16 protein-coding genes and 2 pseudogenes are annotated in these 18,047 nt (G+C 61.7%); 8 read left to right on the forward strand and 10 right to left on the reverse strand.

From position 1 onward, the window contains the following. Positions 1-244: 244 nt before the first annotated feature. The 4 genes from ACZZ0B_RS09760 to ACZZ0B_RS09775 are packed head-to-tail and all read left to right on the forward strand — an operon-like array spanning position 245 to position 6,552. Positions 245-1,366, forward strand: a complete 1,122-nt coding sequence (locus ACZZ0B_RS09760; RefSeq protein ID WP_008080656.1) for an AAA family ATPase — start codon at positions 245-247, stop codon at positions 1,364-1,366. Then, positions 1,363-1,791 carry a bpX5 domain-containing protein gene (locus tag ACZZ0B_RS09765; protein ID WP_008080657.1) on the forward strand — a complete coding sequence of 143 codons (429 nt, stop codon included), beginning with the start codon at positions 1,363-1,365 and terminating at the stop codon, positions 1,789-1,791. Before ACZZ0B_RS09760 ends, ACZZ0B_RS09765 begins: the two co-directional genes overlap by 4 nt. Beyond that, positions 1,791-3,620, forward strand: coding sequence for a hypothetical protein (locus ACZZ0B_RS09770; protein ID WP_463545025.1), 1,830 nt, complete (start codon positions 1,791-1,793; stop codon positions 3,618-3,620). The genes ACZZ0B_RS09765 and ACZZ0B_RS09770 overlap by 1 nt, the downstream gene beginning before the upstream one ends. Beyond that, on the forward strand, positions 3,613-6,552 hold the full coding sequence (locus tag ACZZ0B_RS09775) for a bpX6 domain-containing protein (protein WP_463545026.1): 2,940 nt from the start codon (positions 3,613-3,615) through the stop codon (positions 6,550-6,552). The genes ACZZ0B_RS09770 and ACZZ0B_RS09775 overlap by 8 nt, the downstream gene beginning before the upstream one ends. A gap of 14 nt (positions 6,553-6,566) precedes the next feature. Here the strand turns inward: ACZZ0B_RS09775 and phnE are convergent, their stop codons facing one another. The 9 genes and pseudogenes from phnE to ACZZ0B_RS09820 all read right to left on the reverse strand — a co-directional run bounded on the left by phnE (position 6,567) and on the right by ACZZ0B_RS09820 (position 12,946). After that, the gene (phnE, locus tag ACZZ0B_RS09780; protein ID WP_463545027.1) at positions 6,567-7,334 is read right to left on the reverse strand and encodes a phosphonate ABC transporter, permease protein PhnE; all 768 of its coding nucleotides are present in this window, start codon (positions 7,332-7,334) and stop codon (positions 6,567-6,569) included. After that, positions 7,331-8,155 carry a PhnE/PtxC family ABC transporter permease gene (locus tag ACZZ0B_RS09785; protein ID WP_008080661.1) on the reverse strand — a complete coding sequence of 275 codons (825 nt, stop codon included), beginning with the start codon at positions 8,153-8,155 and terminating at the stop codon, positions 7,331-7,333. Before ACZZ0B_RS09785 ends, phnE begins: the two co-directional genes overlap by 4 nt. After that, positions 8,149-8,946 (reverse strand): phosphonate ABC transporter ATP-binding protein, encoded by a 798-nt coding sequence (locus ACZZ0B_RS09790; protein WP_158829757.1) that lies wholly within the window; start codon positions 8,944-8,946, stop codon positions 8,149-8,151. The genes ACZZ0B_RS09785 and ACZZ0B_RS09790 overlap by 7 nt, the downstream gene beginning before the upstream one ends. Beyond that, positions 8,943-9,806: a putative selenate ABC transporter substrate-binding protein gene (locus ACZZ0B_RS09795; protein WP_008080671.1), complete on the reverse strand. Its 864-nt coding sequence runs from the start codon at positions 9,804-9,806 to the stop codon at positions 8,943-8,945. Before ACZZ0B_RS09795 ends, ACZZ0B_RS09790 begins: the two co-directional genes overlap by 4 nt. A 128-nt stretch (positions 9,807-9,934) precedes the next feature. After that, positions 9,935-10,654 carry an SDR family oxidoreductase gene (locus tag ACZZ0B_RS09800; RefSeq protein ID WP_463545028.1) on the reverse strand — a complete coding sequence of 240 codons (720 nt, stop codon included), beginning with the start codon at positions 10,652-10,654 and terminating at the stop codon, positions 9,935-9,937. A 116-nt stretch (positions 10,655-10,770) separates the two neighbouring features. Beyond that, on the reverse strand, positions 10,771-11,277 hold the full coding sequence (locus ACZZ0B_RS09805; protein ID WP_463546922.1) for a GNAT family N-acetyltransferase: 507 nt from the start codon (positions 11,275-11,277) through the stop codon (positions 10,771-10,773). Then, a pseudogene (locus ACZZ0B_RS09810) lies at positions 11,278-11,838 on the reverse strand (HD domain-containing protein); the annotation flags it as partial. A 75-nt stretch (positions 11,839-11,913) separates the two neighbouring features. Then, positions 11,914-12,471 (reverse strand): helix-turn-helix domain-containing protein, encoded by a 558-nt coding sequence (locus ACZZ0B_RS09815; protein ID WP_158829763.1) that lies wholly within the window; start codon positions 12,469-12,471, stop codon positions 11,914-11,916. A gap of 73 nt (positions 12,472-12,544) precedes the next feature. Beyond that, positions 12,545-12,946 (reverse strand): RidA family protein, encoded by a 402-nt coding sequence (locus ACZZ0B_RS09820; protein ID WP_463545029.1) that lies wholly within the window; start codon positions 12,944-12,946, stop codon positions 12,545-12,547. A 116-nt stretch (positions 12,947-13,062) separates the two neighbouring features. Here ACZZ0B_RS09820 and ACZZ0B_RS09825 point away from each other — a divergent pair, with 116 nt between their 5' ends. After that, on the forward strand, positions 13,063-13,980 hold the full coding sequence (locus ACZZ0B_RS09825) for a LysR family transcriptional regulator (RefSeq protein WP_008080674.1): 918 nt from the start codon (positions 13,063-13,065) through the stop codon (positions 13,978-13,980). On the opposite strand, the gene ACZZ0B_RS09830 is transcribed toward ACZZ0B_RS09825, so the two are convergent. After that, entirely contained in the window at positions 13,967-14,827 is an 861-nt protein-coding gene (locus ACZZ0B_RS09830; RefSeq protein ID WP_463545030.1) for a LysR substrate-binding domain-containing protein, read from the reverse strand. The genes ACZZ0B_RS09825 and ACZZ0B_RS09830 overlap by 14 nt on opposite strands. Before the next feature lie 111 nt (positions 14,828-14,938). Between ACZZ0B_RS09830 and ACZZ0B_RS09835 the strand changes: the two genes are divergently transcribed. The 3 genes and pseudogenes from ACZZ0B_RS09835 to ACZZ0B_RS09845 all read left to right on the forward strand — a co-directional run bounded on the left by ACZZ0B_RS09835 (position 14,939) and on the right by ACZZ0B_RS09845 (position 18,009). Beyond that, complete coding sequence (locus ACZZ0B_RS09835; RefSeq protein ID WP_463545031.1) at positions 14,939-15,991, forward strand: agmatine deiminase family protein; 1,053 nt, start codon at positions 14,939-14,941, stop codon at positions 15,989-15,991. Between the two features lie 4 nt (positions 15,992-15,995). Then, positions 15,996-16,904 (forward strand): annotated as a pseudogene (gene aguB / locus ACZZ0B_RS09840) (N-carbamoylputrescine amidase). A 1-nt stretch (position 16,905) separates the two neighbouring features. Continuing rightward, positions 16,906-18,009, forward strand: coding sequence for an extracellular solute-binding protein (locus ACZZ0B_RS09845; protein ID WP_463545032.1), 1,104 nt, complete (start codon positions 16,906-16,908; stop codon positions 18,007-18,009). Positions 18,010-18,047 lie beyond the last annotated feature (38 nt).

The following is an 18,047-nucleotide window of genomic DNA, read 5'->3' on the forward strand; positions in this document are numbered from 1 at the left end:
AAGGCCGGAGTCCCCCGATACTGCTTATCGCACTCTGGCCTTGGGGCTAATGCCGCAATTGCTCTCGCGTGAAACTTGCACAGTCTGGCGGCCTCGCATTGCTGCAAGGTTTCCTGAAGCATAATCAGCTTCTGGCAGATATCCACTCGTGTACTTGCCCGTAGTGGCAATTAAAGATCACCGGCTTGCGGTCGATAACTGCCGACCCGCCTAAATCAGAATTCACCTTTCAGGGAAGATGCCCATGAATGCTTCATTGCAGAGCGCTGCCGCGCAAATCCGTCAGGCCGTCCGAGTCGCCACCGAAGGTCTGGTGGGGCGCGAACAGTTGGCCGAACTGATTGTTCTGGCCGCTGTGGCGCAGGAGCATATTCTGGTCATCGGCCCGCCAGGCACGGCAAAAAGTGCGGTCGTGCGGCGCGTTGCGCAGTCCATGGGCGGGCGCTATTTCGAATACCTGCTGGGGCGTTTTACCGAACCGTCGGAACTGTTCGGTGCGGTCGACCTGAAAAAGCTTCGTGAAGGCACGGTGGAAACCGACGTCAGCGGCATGCTGCCAGAAGCCGACATCGTCTTCCTCGATGAAGTGTTCCTCGGCTCGACGGCGATTCTCAATACCTTGCTCGGCGTGCTCAACGAACGGCGCTTCCGTCGTGGGCACACGCAGATTCAGTGTCCGCTGCGCGTGTGCGTCGGCGCCTCCAATGGCTTGCCGGACGACGAAGCGCTGGCGGCGTTTGGTGATCGCTTCCTGCTGCACCTGTTTGTTGAATCGGTGCCGGACAATCAGCTCGAAGCGATGCTCGCCGGCGGCTGGCAATCGGAGCAGCGTCCGGTTCAGCAGTTGCTTGGCCTGAGCCAACTGGACACCCTGGGCCAGGCCCTGAAAAGCGTCGATCTGAGCGTGGTTCGCCCAGCGCTGGCCCAAGCCATCCGCCGGTTGCGCGAAGCTGGCATTCAGTTGTCCGACCGACGCATCGTCAAGTCCCAGCGCCTGATCGCCGCCGCCGCGTTGCTCGGTGGCCGTCTCGCCGCCAGCGCCGCCGATCTGTGGCCGCTGCTGTATGTGCTGCCGACCAAGGAAGCCCAGCAGCATGGCCGCGAAGTGCTGCGCGAGATGTTCACGCAGTCGAGCAACCGGCATTTGTTCAGTGCGGTGGAGGAGGCGACCCTGCAACCGATGTCGCGGGTCAGCCGCCTGGTGGAAACCGCCGAGGATTATCTGGCGCGCAGCGAACCACCGGCCAGCGCCTTGCTCGAAGGCCTGCTGCGTGAGATTGACGCCAACTTCGACGACCTGACCATTCCGGCAACGTTGCAGGACGTGCGCGGCCAGCTCGCACGTTTGCTGACGACGGCTGCATGAGCGTCAACGCCAATCAATGGCGCCCGCGCCCGGTGCCGGTCGAACCGCAGGCTGCCGTGGCCTGGGGTGAAGTCGCGCGGCGCCTGCATGCTCGATTGCTGTCGATGCCCGCTGAACAGGCGTCGCGCCTGAACGCCACGGCCAACCGCGATGTGTTGCTGGTGAGCGGTGCGGCGGCGGATCTGCCGTGGGTCGATGGCGTCGCCTATGCGGCGATGGACGAACGTGCGCCGGGGCTGTGGTTGCCGACCCATTGGCAACCCGAAGTGCCGACAGACCTGCTGGCGCTGGCGTTGTCGAAGAAATTCTCGCGGGCGCCGCTGTTGCTGTGGCGTGACCCTCCCGCCGTGGTGCCCCTCGACCGGCAATTGCCGGTGACGGCCGAGCACTTGCAACGCATTGACGATTTTTGGGCGGGACGCTGATGCAGTTACCTGAATCCCTGCAGCCGTGGCGCGAATGGCTGCAATGGTTTGCCCCGGAGCAACTGCCGCTGTTCGCCGATCTGCTCGGGCGGCTCAACCCGGTGCTGGGGCCGCTGCGCGGTCTGCAGCAGGGCGGCGTGCCTGAGCCGGATGGCCTGGGCGATTTGCAGCGGCGCGGGCCGTATGAGCGGCTGCTGGGCAGTGAATGGCTGTTGGCCGATGAAGTGCCCGAAGAGTTTCTTCGCCGCGCGGTGGTCGGCGAACATCTGTTTCTTGCGCCGCAATACCGCGCGCAGCAAGCCAGTCGCCAGATGGTCGTGCTGTTCGACGCCGGGCCATTACAGCTGGGCGCGCCACGCCTGGTGCATCTGGCGCTGCTGATCCTGCTGGCCCGTCGCGCCAAAGAGGCGGGCGCCGAACTGCGCTGGGGCATTTTGCAGCAGGCGCCGCAGTTGCATGGCGTCGATTCGGCGGCGCAGCTCAAACACCTGCTCAACGCACGCACGTTTCACACGGCCGGCGACGAGCACTGGCAAGCCTGGCGCGACTGGCTGCGCAGTGCGGCCATGCCGGTCGGCGAGTGCTGGCTGGTCGGGCAACGCTTGCCGGCCACCGATCGCCAGACGTGCAGCCATCGGGTGCAGATCGCGCGCAGCCTGGATGGCCAGAGTCTGTCGGTGCATTTGCAGTCGACGCACACCCGTCGAGTCGTGCTGCCGATGCCCGATGAACGCCCGGCAGTGCAACTGCTTAAAGGCCAGTTCGCCGGCGAAGTCGTCAACGCCGCGCCGGCCGCCAAGGGCAGCGTGCCGCGGGTTTCGCTGACGTTGCAGCCGGTGATTTCGAGTGCCGGCAGCCATGTCGCGTTGAAGATGCTTGATGAGCCTGGTCTGGTCGTTATCAAGTTGCCGGCGAAGCATCAGAAAAAACCCTTGGAAGTGCGCTGCAAACTCTGGCGTGTCGGGACTACACCACTGACGGCGCTGTTCTTCGGGCGCGCAATCGGCGCGGTGTTGAGCGATCAGTTTCAGCTGACGTTCTGGAGTATGCCCGGTCTGAAACCGGTCGATAAACCGAGCCTGGAACAGTTGAAGCTGCCGCCGGGCACGGCCAACTTTCTCCCGGCCATTGGTCTGCAAGGACATGGCTGCAGCCGTTTGTATCTGCTCGATACCCAAGGGCATCTGGCGTTTTGGGTGGTGAAAAACGCGAAAGACACGGCCACGCCGGGCACCGGGCAGACGCATCGTCTGGCGGAGGGGGTGATTGGCATGGCCAGGGTGGGTCGCGATGCGATGGGTTACGTGCGCCGTGAAGATAATCGGCTGTATGCCCATTCGGTCAATTCGCAGGGGCAGGTTTCGTCTGCTCATCTGGCGGGAATTGCCGATGGCATCAGCCAAGTGTTGTTTGCCGCCAGTTACCACTGGCACCACGGTTGCGGCGGCTGCGCGTTGCTCACGCTGAAAAACCAATGTGAGAGCTGGCGCGTGATGTTGCTCAAGGAGTCACCGCTAGAGGTACAACGCATTGAACTGGCCCCGGGCTGGAAAGGCATCGGTTTGTTGTATGAGGGCGACGAGCGCTTTGCGCTGCTGATGCTCAGCCCTAATCAACAGGCCATCGTCCTGCACCGCGGTGCCGATCAGGAAACCCTGTTCACCACCAGCGATGTGATTGCCAAGGTCAGCTTCTGCCCGTTGAGCGGTGTGGTCGCGGCGCTGACCAGCAGCCGCGAGTTACTGGTGTACGCAGTGCCCCAGCGCCTGCTGCGGTTGCAGGTCTTTTGTAATGAACAAGCGGGAAACAGGGACGGCAGCGATGCTTGAACAAGCAGCAGGATTGATCCGTCGCCCGGCCTTGACCGGTCACCAGCACATTGAAGGGCTGTGGTTTTCTGCTGAACGCTTTGCGCCGGACGAGCGCGCACAGTTGATCCTCGAACACTGGCAGACCGGCGCCAGTGCCTATCGTTTTGCAGACGGAGACCTATTGCGTCTACGTCAGCCCATGGCGGTGCACTGCGAAGCCTTGCGCGGCTGGCCGTTGATTCGTCAGGGTCACACGCTGAGTTCAGCGTTGTTCGACCCGCGGGAAATACGCGACCTGCCGAGCGCCGATCTGTGGCTGGTACGCGGCAGCCAGGTCAGTGCCTTGCATCTGCGCGATGCCGTGGCGTTGGCGCCGGAGGAGTGGCTGGATGTCAGTCACCTCACGTTGCTCGACACCTATGACTGTCGCCAGGCGCTGCCGCCACCGGTGCTCGAACCGATGGAGGTCACCACTGATGTGCGCGAGATACTCGGCAAAAACCTGAAACCGGTCAGCCCCGAGCAGCAAAAGACGTTGCAGGCACTGCTGGCGCGTCAGCGGCAGGCGTCGACGGCCTCGCCCGATGCTGGGATGTCACCCGCGAGCGCTGGCTGGACGCCGCCGGATACCAGGCCCTTGCCGTGGTTGAAACTCAGTGTGACGTTGGTGTTGCTGGTGGCCGTGTTCTGGATGGGCACGCAGGGCCAGCACAGCGCTGTGAATGCTTTGACACCTGCGCGAGAGACGCCGCTGTCCGTGCAAATCAGTGGCGTGGTGCTTGGCACGCTGATCGGCGGGGTGGCGTTGACCCTGTTGCTGATGGGCCTGCGGCATCTGTTGCGGCGCGTGGCGTCACTCCCGCTGCAAAGCGTGCCGAGCCGATCGCCCGCAGGCGTCGAGACGCGTGCTCGAGCGCCCGCAGGCATCGCAGCGCGTGCTCAACCGGGGAAACACACACCAGCGTTGTGGCGGCGCTGGGTGACGCGCATGACTCAACATTCACGTCTGTCTGCGCTTTACGGCAGACGCCAGGCCGCGTACATGCAGCGCATGTTCGAGATGTTCGAGAACGGTGATCTGGAAGAAGCGCTGCGCCATGCGATTCCGTTGCGTGGTGGGCCGCACAGCGGTGAGCAGTCGTTCGGCACGCCACATCGACGCCAGGATCTGTCGATCAGCCAACACCAGGGCCTGGCGCGCTCAATGGTCTTCGAACAGGACATCGAGGCGCATCTGCGCCAGATCTACCGACAGACCTTCGAACGGCTGGAGCGTGCAGGCCGCATCGAAGAGGCGGTGTTTGTCCTCGCCGAATTGCTCAAGGCGCAGCAGGAAGCGCTCGACTGCCTGGAAAAACACGGGCGCCAGCAACAGGCCGCTGACCTCGCTCTGGCCTGGGACATGCCCGCCGCGACCATCGTGCGGTTGTTGTGCCTGGCCGGGAACTGGCAGCGCGCCTTGCTGGTAGCGCGGCGCGATGATGCGTTTGCCGACACCGTGACGATGCTCCAGGATAAATGGCCGCAGCACGCCGCGCGTCTGCGCCTGGAGTGGGCCGAATCATTGGCGCGCAAGGGTCTCTGGCTGCAAGCCGTCGAGGCCGTCTGGCCGCTGACGGCCGAGCGCGGGCAGGCCACGCAATGGCTGTTAAATGCTGAAAAAGCCGGCGGCAGCCTCGCCGTTGGCGCGCTGGTGAAACGGGCGATTCTGCTACCCGACACCTTGCTGGCTTACGCCGATCAGGTCGAACAATTGCGCGATGACCCGCAACGCTTCGTCGAGCGTGCGGCGCTGGCCGACAGTCTGTTGCAGCACAAGGCGCACGCCAGCGAGCTGGCCTGGTTGGCGAGCGCTACTGTCCACGCGATCATCGCCGACCAGATGGACGGACGGGGGCGCCTGTCATTGGTGCAATTGCAGGCACTGGTCAGCATGAGCAAGGACAAACTCTTGCAGGCCGATCTGCCGCAGCATTTGCCTGCGCGACCTGCGCCCTACACGCAAGTCAAAGGCAGCGAGCCCCTGCAATGGACTGCGCCGAGCATGGGCAGTCGGGCGATCCTCGATGCGGTGCTGTTGGATGATCAGCGCTACTTGCTCGCGTTGGGGGAGGCTGGGGCAGTGGTGGTGGATGCGCACGGCAAGACCCTGTATCAATTCGCGATGCCAGCACAACACATCGTTCTGGCCCATGGGCGGCAGGTGGCATTGGTCGTTGCCCGGCGCGACGAGGTCTGGCGCATCAGCAAGCTGGATCTGGTCACACGCATTGCAACGGATCTGGGCGTACAGGTGTTTGATGTGTTCGGCCGCTCATTCAACGGCTCGAACTGGACCCTCGGTCGCGGGCGACAACTGCGGGTGGTGGATGTCGATCGCGGGTTTGAAACCCTTTGGCATGTGAGTGACCTGCCTGGTCAGATCAGCGGCCTGAAAGATGACGCATCGCGAGAATTTCTCTGGCTGACTGATCCGCAAAAGGGCGTGGAGTTGTGGCATTACCAACTGCCTGAACGGCGACTGGCGAGCCGCTCTCCGGTGCCTCCGCTGGGTTTTGATGACCGCTATGTACTCAGCGCCACCGGGGCCGTGAAGTTTATGCGGGTGCGGCATCAGGACGGCGAAGCTGCCGTACTGGTGTTGGAAGGTCCGCAGGAGCGTAACGAATATCCCTTGCCTGATTGTGACGCCCGGGATGATCTGGATGATCGGGTGGACGTTCAGTTGGATGAGCACTGGATGATGGTCGGTTACCCGCTCAACGAGCACGCCATGCGCTGGCACTTCATCACCAAGGGCAGTAACCGGCTATCTGCCACGCTGCAATGGCCTCGGCAGGGTGTGCGGGTACGTTGTGTCGGCGCCGATTACTTGCTGTTCGATGATCAGGGCCGCTTGAGTCATCTCAACGTCGACACGGTCACGCAACACAACCTTTCGCTGAACTGAGTGGGTGAGCCGGCCTAAGCCTTGACCCAGCGTTGGCGGCTCCACGCACTCAACCAGTCGACCACAAACACCAGCACCAGCATCGCCAGAATCACCGTGCTGGCTTGCGCTTCCTGAAACAGGCTGAGGCTCACATAGAGCATCTGCCCCAATCCGCCAGCGCCGACAAAGCCAAGCACGCTGGCCATGCGGATATTGTTTTCCCAGCGGTACAAAATATAGGCGAGCAATTGCGGCGCGAGATTCGGCAGGGTGCCGTAGCAGAAAGCCAGAATCGGATTGCCGCCCTGCAAACGAATCGCTTCGGCCGGTTGTGGCGGGGTGTTTTCCAGCGCTTCGGCGAACAATCGGCCGAGCACGCCGGTGGTGTGCAAGGCGAGGGCGAGGGTTCCGGCGTTCGGGCCGAGGCCGGCGGCGAGCACCATCAGCGCGGCCCAAACCAGTTCCGGGATCGCCCGCAAGGCATTGAGCAGCAGGCGCGAGGCACTTTGCAGCGGCCAGCCAAAACGCCCGGCAGCCAGCAGCGCAAGGACGATGCCGAACACTGCCGCGAGCAATGTGCCGAGGGCGGACATGGCCAGGGTTTCCATCGAACCGTGCAGGATTGCTTTGAGGTAATCCGCGCTCAAGTCCGGGCTGAGAAAACGCTGCACATACGCGCCCATCTGCTTGAGGCTGGTGGCGCTGCCGAGCTCACCGAGGTCCAGCCCCAGATAGGCGAACGAAGCGATCACCGCCGCACCGATCGCGGCGATCAGCAGCAAGTTGATCAGACGATTCATGTCAGCCTCCAGCGCAACAAACGGCTGAGCTGATCAGCGCCTAATACCAGAATCAGGAACGACAGCAGGATACTGGCGACTTCACCGCCGGCGAACATGCGGATCGACAGGTCGATCTGCTGCCCCAATCCCCCTGCGCCGACAAAGCCCATCACCACCGAAGCGCGGATCGCACATTCCCAGCGATAAACCGTGTACGACAGCAATTCCGCCGCGACATTGGGCAACGTGCCGTAAGCAAACGCCGCCAGCCGACCGCTGCCAGCCTGCAACAACGCGTGGGCCGGACGTTGGTCGGTGGATTCGAAAATCTCCGCGTAGACCTTGCCGAGCATGCCGCTATAAGTGATGGCAATGGCCAGCACACCGGCCGCCGGTCCCAGCCCTACGGCGCGCACAAACAACAGCGCCCAGACGATTTCCGGCACGCTGCGCAAAAAGATCAGCAAGCCGCGAACCGGCCAGCGCAACAAGCGCCCCAACCGACTGGGCACGCCACCTCTTGACGCGGCGGACAGCGACAGCGCGCGACTGGCAAGCAGACCCGCCGGTATCGCCAGCAACAGCGCCAATGCCATGCCAGCGGTGGCGATGGCCAGGGTTTGCAAAGTGGCTTTGAGCAGTATCTGCAGAAACGCTTCGTCGTGCGCCGGTGGCCAGAATTGCGCAACAAAACGGCCCATTTCATTTTGGCTGTCCGGCAGCAGGACGCCGAGGTTCAACTCGCTGAGCTGAATGCCCGGCCACAGCAAGGCAATCGCCAGCAACGTGAGGATCAGTCTTGGCCACGCGGCCGGGTCCCGTGAATCGGCTTTCAGCATCGGGGAATCTGCACAGTCAAAGGCGTAGGTGCTGCGGTCGGCGATTGCAGTTTTTCGTTGGCGTACAGCGCATCGAGCATCTCATGGCTGACTTGCGCGGAAGGGCTGTCGAAGAGGATCTGCCCATCGCGCAGGCCGATGATGCGCGGGAAGTGCGACAACGCCAGGTCCACCGCGTGCAGGCTCGCCACCAGTGTGACGTTGTGCTCACGGGCGTGGCGCGAAAGGATCGACAGCGTGTGCCCGGCCATCACCGGGTCCATCGCCGACACCGGCTCGTCCGCCAGCAGAACTTCCGGCGCCTGATACAACACCCGCGCAATGCCCACGCGTTGCAGCTGGCCACCCGACAGTTGCTGGCAATGGGCGAACAGTTTGTCGCCCAGATCCAGTCGCGCCAACGCCGCGCGCGCACCTGCCACGTCCAATGGATGCAACAGATTCAACAGGCTTTTACCCAGACTCCACTGACCGAGCTTGCCGGCCAGCACCGCCGTGACCACGCGCTGACGTGGCGGCAGCGGCGGCGCCTGATGCACCAGACCGATGCGCGCACGCAGGCGTTGGCGTAGGCGGGCGGACAAGTGCCAGGCGCGTTCGCCGAGCACTTCGATTTCGCCGCTGCTGGGCCGCAATGCGGTGGCCAGCAGGTTGAGCAGACTCGATTTGCCAGCCCCGGACGGGCCGATGATGGCGACCTGTTCGCCGGCGCCAATCTGTACGTCGACACCGCGCAGGGCGTCGACGCCATTGGCGTGGCGCAGGCTGCCCTGTTTGAGGCTCAGGGTCATTTCAGCAGTTCGGCGGCGCGGGCGGCTTCCTCGATGCCCTTGTAGTTTTCAGGCTTGGTGTCGATGAAACGGCTGGCGGCCTGCAAGTCCAGAATCTTCTTCTGCTCAGGGTTGGCCGGGTCCAGGTCAAGGAAGGCTTTTTTGATCTTCGCTGCGAGCGCCGGATCAAGGGTGCCACGCACGGTCCAGTTGTAATCGAAGTAGGTCGGCGTGGTGGCGAAGACTTTCACCTTGTTGGTGTCGACCTTGCCGGCATCCACCAGTTTTTGCCAGACGCTGGCGTTGAGTACGCCGGCGTCGACCTTGCCGGCCTGCACCCAGGCCACGGTCGCATCGTGCGCGCCGGAGTAGGCGACGCGGCTGAAATACGCTTCCGGCTTGATGCCGTCGTTTTTCAGCATGAAATAACGCGGCATCAGGCTGCCCGAGGTCGACGACACCGAACCGAAGGCGAAGGTCTTGCCTTTCAGGTCAGCGAGGCTTTTCACGTTCGGGTCAGCGGTGATGAATTTACTGGTGAACTGCGCATCCTGTTCACGCTGTACCAGCGGGATCACCGGAGTGGTGGCATCAGTCTTCAGACGCGCCTGAACAAAGGTGAAACCGCCCAGCCAGGCCATGTCCAGACGGTCGGTGGCCAGCGCTTCAACCACGGCCGGGTAATCGGCTACGGGCACGAACTGCACCTTCATGCCCAATTGCTGTTCCAGATAGGCACCCAGCGGCTCGAACTTGCGCAGCAATTCGGTCGGGGCTTCATCGGGAATCGCGCTGACGCGCAGAACGTCGGCGGCGTGAGTCACCAGCGCAGAAAAGGACAGGGCCAGGCCGGCGGTCAGTGCCAGGGTTCGCTTGAACATGGAAATCTCCGTTTCATAGGCATCAAAAGGGGTGAACAGCTGAAAAAGGGCGCTACGTGAGGGTAGACGAATCGGCGAGGTTATACGTACTCACACGCGCAAAGGCCAGCGCCATGGGGCTGGCGCCGTCAAAAACGTTCATCGAGGATCGCCGGCAGGGTGAGTTCTTTTACGTAACTGGCCGACGACAAGCTGAGGATCATGCGCACCGCCTCGACGACATCGTGCACGGGAATCAGCTGCCCCTCGCCACGCTGCTGCGCCAGGTCTCGTGGGGTGCTCAGCGCGTCTTCGGTGTTCAGATACCCAAGATTGAGGCAAGTCACCGCCAGACGCTGTTGCCGGTAGCCTTCGCGCAATGAATCAGCGATGCCGCGCAGGGCGAATTTCGAGGCGCCGAAGGCGACTTCCGGGCGACCGCTTTGCGGCAACCCAGAGGTTGAGCCTGTGAGGATGATTCTAGGTTGAGGGCTTTTCAGCAGAAGCGGGAGCAGGCGTTTGATCAACAGGATCGTTGAAGTGATGTTGCAACCGATGATGGCTTGCAGTTCGTCGTCTGCGGTTTCGAGAAACTCATACGCCGGATCGAAGGCAAACTCCTCCCAGATCCCCAGGTTGTAAATCAGCGTATCCAGCCCGTCGTCGGCAACGGCCTGCGCGATATCGTGCGCGGCTTTGACCGGGTCCATCAGGTTGGCTTCCACCCAGCGCACCTGACGCCCGGCATCGCTGAGCAAACCCTCGGGGCGTGTGCGGGAAACACCGATCAACGTGTCTCCCGCGTTGCCCAAGCCTTCAATCAAAGCCCTGCCCAATCCTTTACTGGCACCCACCACCAAAATGTTCATCGATCCTCTCCCTGATCTGCTGACTGATGTGGGTGAGCATGCAAACAGACGACCTCTGAAATGGCAAACGAATGGGTGTGTTCGGATATTTACCAGCGCTCAGCGCGGGCTAAAGGTTATTCGGTCGCTTCAAACGCAGCGTGATATTTGACTTCGCCCCTCGGAAAGTCAGCCCCGAATGACAGCGCCTGGAAGTATTCCTGCGGAACGCCTGGCAACGTCAGTTCAGGCTGATGCTTGAAGCCGAAGCGCCCGTAATAGTCGGGATTGCCCAATACCACACAACCGACGCCGTCCAGGCTTTGCAGTTGCGCCAGTGCAGCTTTCATCAATGCCGAACCGATGCCCTGGTGCTGACGCTCAGGCCAGACCGAAATCGGGCCAAGGCCGTACCAACCGGTAGCGCCAGAGGAAATCGTCACCGGTGAAATCGCCACGTGGCCGATGATCTTGCCGTCGTCCACGGCGACCAGCGACACGCTCAGTTGGCCTGCGTTGCGCAGTGCAGTGACGATGAACTGCTCGGTATGGCTGGAGTGCTCTTCGTTACGGAATGCGGCCTCGGTGAGTTGGGTGATGGTGTCGAGGTCGTCGCTGTGTTCGTTGCGAACAGTCAGGTTCATGCTGATTTTTTCCCGGGTGTCGTGGTCGATAAGCGCTCGCAGCGCGGCGAAGATCGGTTCGGCGCTGGTGTGTTTTTGCCCGTAGGTCAGATTGAAGCGGTAGTCGAAATCCGCCGGGTTCTGGCCCTGAGTGTGTTGCAGCAGGGTCTCCAGCTTGTCCAGCGCCTTGACCGCTTTGGCCTCGGCTGACTGGGCGTGTTCGTAGTCGTCCCACAACGCGAGAATTTCGTTTCTCAGAACGTCATCGAGCGCGCGGGTGAGCAGCAGGAGGTCGTTGCGCTCGTGTTCGCTCTTGTCGGGAAAGGCTGCCTGGTTGACTGCGGGGATGTCACCGTTGATCGCTTCGCCCAAGTCGTGAATCACGCACATCTTCAGCACTTTTAGCAGGTCGAGCCCGGCCAGTTCATCGGCGAAGACAATCGCCATCAGGCACAGGCGCCAACTGTGTTCGGCGGTGCTTTCGGTGCGGCCGCTTGAAGTGTGTGCGCTTCGGAGAACGTCCTTGAGCTTTTCTGCTTCACGCAGGAATTCAAGGCGTCCGCTGATTTTTTCGAGGTCCATAAATTTGCCCGGTGGTGGAACCGAGCAGCAAGCCTAGAGCCGATGCGGTTGAGCGTCCACGCATAAAATATGCGTTCAGAGCGTCTCGACCAGCCGCGCAGCAGTGCCGTCAGACAAGGGGATACGCGTCCAGCGGCACAGGCTTTGACGGATCGGCACGAGGTCGGAGTCGTTGCTGCCGGTGATGAATTCCAGCGCCGGCGGTGCCTGAAGTTCGCGCCAGCCCAGCGTGTCGAGCGCCTGTTCGTTGCTGGCGATTTCTGCAGTGACGAAACGCCACAGTGATTGCCCGAGCAATTGGCTCAACGGGCTGGCAAATTGCGCGGCACGGGCCGGGGAGCAAGCGAGCAAACGGTGGGTCAGGTCGCAGACCAGATGCACCGGTCGCGCGCTATCGCACACCAGCCGGGCGAGGGCTTGGTCGGCGGCGGTGTCGAGACGAGCGGCGAGCAGTTGCTCAAGCTGTAAATGCGCCGCCGGCTCCATCGACTGCACGCCACTCTCCCAGCGGGAAATCGTCGATTGGGTGACGTTGAACAGCTGGGCCGCGTGGCTTTGTTTGACGCGATGCAACAAACGCCAGCGACGCAGGGCGATGCCGGGCAGGGCGGGTTTGAGCAATGAATCAGACATGACGGGTGTCGGGACAGATTGAAGGGCCGACAGTCTGAAGACCGCCGGCCTGCGTTGCAAATCCACCTGACGATCAGGCCGCGTCGGGCAGCCTGGCAATCACCTTGATCTCGAAATCAAAACCATACAGCCAGGTCACGCCAACCGCGGTCACGGTCGGATGCGGCGCATCGCCCCAGAACTCCGTCAGCACGACATTCCAGATCGTCTCGAACTTCGACTGCGGATCTACGATGAACACGGTGACATCGACCACATCGTCGAAGCTGCAACCGGCCTCATCAAGAATTGCATTGAGGTTATTAAAAGCTTGCCGCACCTGATCCTGAAGATCGGGCTCTGGTGTGCCGTCCTCGGTGCTGCCGACCTGGCCGGAGACAAACAGAAAACCGTTGGAGCGAATCGCTGGCGAGTAGCGATTGCGCTCATAAAGTGTGCGCCGGGCGGGCGGGAAAACCACATCGCGCTGAGTCATGGGGAGTGTCTCCATCAGTGAGTTGATGAAGCCACTTTAGGTATTTGCAGGCGGGCGATAAACGCGCAAGCTTGGCGTTCACTGTTTGTGAATCCCGAACAATCGAGGCGCGCACCTTGGATCGATTTGACGCAATGCAGGCGTTTGCCCGGGTAGTCGAGGCGGGGAGTTTCACCAAGGCTGCCGAAACCCTGCACATGAGCAAGACCACCGTCACTCAACTGGTGCAGCAACTGGAGGCGCGGTTGCGGGTGAAGTTGCTCAACCGCACCACGCGCAAGGTCAATGTCACCGCCGATGGCGCCGCTTATTACGAGCGGGTGATCAAGCTGCTGGCCGACCTCGATGATGCCGAAACCAGCCTGCCCGGCGCGGCGGCATTGCCCAGAGGCCGATTGCGCGTGGACGTGCCGAGCCCGTTGGCGCGCTTGATCCTGATCCCCGCGCTGCCCGAGTTTCACGCACGCTACCCGGATATCCAGATCGACATGGGCGTCAGTGACCGCATCGTCGACATCATCGATGAAAACGTCGATTGCGTGGTGCGTGGCGGCGAATTACTCGATCAGTCGTTGAGGGCGCGCAAGGTCGCCGATCTGCCGTTGGGTGTGTTCGCCGCGCCGGCTTATCTGGCTCGATCAGGCACGCCAGAGCATCCGCGCGAACTGGAAGATTCCCATCATCGCGTGGTCGGTTTTCTCTGGGCGCGCACCGGCAAACCGTTACCTTACGCCTTGCACAAGGCCAGCGAAAACCTGCACATCAAGGGCCGCCACGTGTTGGCGGTCGACGACGGCAATGCCTATCTCGCGGCGGGGCTGGCCGGCATGGGCGTGCTGTGGTTGCCCAAGTACATGTCCGGCGAGCACGAGGCGCGGGGCGAATTGCTGCCGCTGTTCGCCGACTGGCAGCTGGAGCCGATGCCGCTGTACGTCGCGTATCCGCCGAACCGCCATGTCAGCCTCAAGCTGCGCGTGTTCATCGACTGGGTGGTCGAGGTGATGGCGCTGCATGCGCCGGTTATTGATCGCTGAGGTTATTGATCAGCCACTCGCTGAAGCTGCGCGCCATCGGCTCCTGTTCACTGTCGCGATGGGTCAGCAACGCCCAGTTCGGCCCGCGAATGGTGCCTTCGACCAAGGGCTGCAACAGACCATCAGCGCGTGCCTGACGGCTGAGCAGCTGGCTCACCAAGGCAATGCCGAGCCCCGAACACGCGGCGTCGAGCAGCAACCCCGGATCGGAGAAATTCAGCCCCTGATCCTGCTGGCCGACATCGATTCCGGCCTCGACCGCCCAGTGACTCCAGTCCATTTCCCGCTCGCCATGCAACGTTGTGCGCTGTGCCGCCGGTAGCGCGATAACACGCGGATGACAGGCCGGGTAGAGGCGATCGGCGAGCAGCACTTTGAAGCTGCATTCGGCCTGTGAACTGATGTCGTCGCGCACCGCCAAATCGATGGTCTGCGTGGCCATGTCCGGCACTTCATCGGTGCTGTAGATCCACAGATCAACCTCGGGGTGTTGCTGGCGAAAGTCCGCCAGTCGCGGCAGCAACCAATGCCGGGCAAACGCTGGTGTGGTGTTGAGCACCAGTTGATTGGGCTTCTGATACTGGCCCAAACGACGAATGCCCACGGCCAGTTGCTGCAGCATCGCTTGCGTGGTGCTGAGCAAATCGTGGCCGGCATCGGTCAGCGCCACGCTGCGTCCGCTGCGAAAAAACAGCGGCTGCTCCAGGTACGCCTCAAGGTTGCGGATCTGCTGACTGATCGCCGATTGCGTGAGGCTCAACTCTTCCGCCGCCTTGTGAAAACTGCCCAGCCGGGCGGCTGCTTCAAAGCCGCGCAGGGAGCTGAGCGGCGGCCAGTGTTTAAGCATATCGATAAGCTCCGCTAATCAGTTGTCTGCTAAATCCATCGTTTGTTTGCCTATTTTACGGCCCGTAGCATAAGCGCATTGAACACAGTGGCTTAACTAGCGAGGCTTATCATGCAGCACAATGACAATAAAAACAGCGCCTGGATGATGCCGGCAGAGTGGGTGACCCATGCGGCGACGTGGATGGTCTGGCCGCACAACAAGACGTTGTGGGAATCCGGTTGGTGCGTGACATTGGCGCAAGTGCAGGACGATTTCGCTCGTGTCGCCAATGCCATCGCCCGTTTCGAACCAGTGAAACTGGTGGTCGATCCATCGGCCATTGCCAGCGCCAAAGCGTTGTGCGGGCCGAACATCGAGCTGATCCCGTTGGCAGTAAATGACAGTTGGTGCCGTGACTCCGGCCCGACGTTTGTCTGCCATCCGCAGCAGGGACTGGCCGGCGTGAGTTGGCGCTTCAACGCCTGGGGTGGCAAGTCGGCGCACGATCTGGACGAAAGCCTGGCGCGCCGCGCGCTCAATCACCTCGGCCTGGAATGCTTCGGTACGCCGCTAAGCAACGAGGGCGGGGCGATTCATGTCGATGGCCAAGGCACGTTGATCACCACGGAATCCGTGCTGCTCAATCCCAACCGTAATCCGGGCATGAGCAAAGCCGAGATGGAAGAGATTTTCAGCCGCCTGCTCGGCGTGAAGAAAACCATCTGGCTGCCGGGCGATCCGGATTACGTCACCGGCGACATGACCGATGGCCATGTCGATGGCGTCTGCGCGTTTGCCCGTCCCGGCGTGTTGCTGGTGGATGCAACGCACGATCAGTCGTCGGTTTACGCCGAAGTGGCGCGGGAAAATCGTCGTGCGCTGGAGCTGGCCACCGATGCGCAAGGACGCAAATTCGCGCTAATCGAACTGTTCGAAGCCACCGACGCGGTCGACAGCGAAGCCGAAGTGTTTTGCGCCTCGTACACCAATTTCTACATCGCCAACGGCGCGATCATCATGCCGGCTTACGGTATCGAGGCGGACAACGTCGCGGCGAATGTGCTGGAAAAAGTCTTCCCCGGCCGCGAAGTGGTGCCGGTGCAAATCAATCATCTGGCCCATGGCGGCGGCGGAGTGCATTGCATCACCCAACAGCAGCCGGCCTGGCCGGTGAAGGGTTGAAACCATGACAACGCTGACCATTGCTACCACCCAGATGCCGTGCACCTGGGATTTACCGGGCAACCTTGATCGTGCCGAGCAACTCGTCCGTGATGCGGCGAAGTAGGGCGCGCAAGTGATCCTCTTGCAGGAACTGTTCGCCACGCCGTACTTCTGCATCGAACAAAGCCATAAACACATGGCGTTGGCCGAGGAGTATCGCGACAGTCGCGTGCTCGCGCGTTTCGCCGCACTGGCTCGCGAGTTGGGCGTGGTATTGCCGCTGAGCTGGTTCGAGAAGGCCGGCAACGCCTACTTCAATTCGCTGAGCGTGGCCGATGCCGACGGGCGTTTGTTGGGGGTGTATCGCAAGACGCACATTCCCAACGCCATCGGTTATCAGGAGAAGGAATATTTCAGCCCCGGTGACACCGGTTTCAAAGTCTGGGACACCGCGTTCGGCCGTCTCGGTGTCGGCATCTGCTGGGATCAGTGGTTCCCGGAAACCGCGCGTTGCCTGGCCTTGATGGGCGCTGAAGTGCTGCTGTATCCGACCGCCATTGGTTCGGAACCGGGCTGCGCGGCGCTGGATTCCCGCGACCATTGGCAGATGACCATGCGCGGCCACGCCGCTGCCAATCTACTGCCGGTGGTGGCGTCGAACCGCGTTGGTCGCGAAACGGCGACCACTGATTCGAGCCTGCAAATGAGCTTCTACGGCTCGTCGTTCATCAGCGATCACAAGGGCCAGTTACTCGCCGCTGCCGACCGCGACAGCACTGGCTTTTTACTGCAAGGCGTCGATCTGACGGCCATGCGCGAAGAGCGTTTGAGCTGGGGCATCTACCGCGACCGTCGTCCGGAAATGTATGGGCCGCTGCTGAGTCAGGACGGTCGCCACCTTCATGCACGCTGGAACACTCAAGGGGTTTGACATGGCTACCAATCACAAGTGTTTGCTCGGCGCGCTGGGCCTGGCGTTGATCTGCGTGATGCCGTCGCTGCGCGCCGAAGACAAAACCCTGCGGCTGTACAACTGGGCCGATTATTTTGCCGAAGACACGCTGAGCCGCTTTACCGCCGAAACCGGGATCAAGGTGATTTACGACGTCATGGACGGCAGCGAAACGCTGGAAGCGAAGATACTTTCCGGCGGCAGCGGGTACGACCTGATCTTCCCCGGTGACACCGTTGCCGAGCGCTTGATGCGCGCCGGCAGCCTGATGCCGCTGGATCAATCGAAGCTGACGGAACTGGCCGACATCGAACCCGGTTTGCAGAAACTGCGCAGCCACTACGAGCACTCCAGCAAAGCCACGGTGCCTTACACCTGGGGAACCATCGGCCTGACCTACAACGAAGAACAGATCAAAAAGCGCATGGCTGATGCGCCGGTGAACAGCCTCGACATGTTGTTCAAACCCGAGCTGGCGGCGAAGTTTGCCGACTGCGGGATCTCAATGATCGACTCGCCGGACGAAGCACTGGCGGTGGTGCTCAATTACCTCGGTCGCGATCCGCGCAGCGGCAAAGCCGAGGATCTGGCAGCGGCCAGTGAGTTGCTGATGAAGTTGCGTCCGTACATCCGCAAATTCCAGTCGCAACCGGTGACCGATCTGGTCAATGGCAACCTGTGCCTGTCGCTGGGTTACAGCGGCGACATGACCCAGGCCCAACGCACCTCGGACAGCGCCGGGAAACACACGAAGTTTCAGTACCGTGTACCTCGCGAAGGCACCACGGTGTGGATGGACACCATGGCCATTCCGGTCGACGCCAGACACCCGGAATACGCCTACGCATTCATCAACTTCGTCATGCGTCCGCAGAACATGGCCGCGATCAGTAACTTCACCGGTTACCCGACTTCCAACGTCAAGGCCCGTGCGAACGTCGATGTAAGCATGCGCGACAACCCGGACATCTACCTCGACGAGGCGACCTATGCTCGTTTGATCCCGGGCAAAGACATCCCTCAGGCCGACATGCGCGCACGCATGCGCACCTGGACTAAATTCAAGACTGCCACTGGCCAATGATCCACGGCCGGCGCATTGCCGGCCCTCGTTTTTACAGG

Source organism: Pseudomonas sp. AC247, assembly GCF_979258015.1.

What these genes read in the sequence shown, in the direction of transcription:
- ACZZ0B_RS09770 (WP_463545025.1), top strand. Translation starts at nt 1,791, where the DNA reads ATGCAGTTACCTGAATCCCTGCAGCCGTGGCGCGAATGGCTGCAATGG.
- ACZZ0B_RS09795 (WP_008080671.1), bottom strand. Translation starts at nt 9,806, where the DNA reads ATGTTCAAGCGAACCCTGGCACTGACCGCCGGCCTGGCCCTGTCCTTT.
- ACZZ0B_RS09805 (WP_463546922.1), bottom strand. Translation starts at nt 11,277, where the DNA reads ATGAACCTGACTGTTCGCAACGAACACAGCGACGACCTCGACACCATC.
- ACZZ0B_RS09800 (WP_463545028.1), bottom strand. Translation starts at nt 10,654, where the DNA reads ATGAACATTTTGGTGGTGGGTGCCAGTAAAGGATTGGGCAGGGCTTTG.
- ACZZ0B_RS09835 (WP_463545031.1), top strand. Translation starts at nt 14,939, where the DNA reads ATGCAGCACAATGACAATAAAAACAGCGCCTGGATGATGCCGGCAGAG.
- ACZZ0B_RS09815 (WP_158829763.1), bottom strand. Translation starts at nt 12,471, where the DNA reads ATGTCTGATTCATTGCTCAAACCCGCCCTGCCCGGCATCGCCCTGCGT.
- phnE (WP_463545027.1), bottom strand. Translation starts at nt 7,334, where the DNA reads ATGAATCGTCTGATCAACTTGCTGCTGATCGCCGCGATCGGTGCGGCG.
- ACZZ0B_RS09785 (WP_008080661.1), bottom strand. Translation starts at nt 8,155, where the DNA reads ATGCTGAAAGCCGATTCACGGGACCCGGCCGCGTGGCCAAGACTGATC.
- ACZZ0B_RS09790 (WP_158829757.1), bottom strand. Translation starts at nt 8,946, where the DNA reads ATGACCCTGAGCCTCAAACAGGGCAGCCTGCGCCACGCCAATGGCGTC.
- ACZZ0B_RS09765 (WP_008080657.1), top strand. Translation starts at nt 1,363, where the DNA reads ATGAGCGTCAACGCCAATCAATGGCGCCCGCGCCCGGTGCCGGTCGAA.
- ACZZ0B_RS09760 (WP_008080656.1), top strand. Translation starts at nt 245, where the DNA reads ATGAATGCTTCATTGCAGAGCGCTGCCGCGCAAATCCGTCAGGCCGTC.
- ACZZ0B_RS09845 (WP_463545032.1), top strand. Translation starts at nt 16,906, where the DNA reads ATGGCTACCAATCACAAGTGTTTGCTCGGCGCGCTGGGCCTGGCGTTG.
- ACZZ0B_RS09820 (WP_463545029.1), bottom strand. Translation starts at nt 12,946, where the DNA reads ATGACTCAGCGCGATGTGGTTTTCCCGCCCGCCCGGCGCACACTTTAT.
- ACZZ0B_RS09830 (WP_463545030.1), bottom strand. Translation starts at nt 14,827, where the DNA reads ATGCTTAAACACTGGCCGCCGCTCAGCTCCCTGCGCGGCTTTGAAGCA.
- ACZZ0B_RS09775 (WP_463545026.1), top strand. Translation starts at nt 3,613, where the DNA reads ATGCTTGAACAAGCAGCAGGATTGATCCGTCGCCCGGCCTTGACCGGT.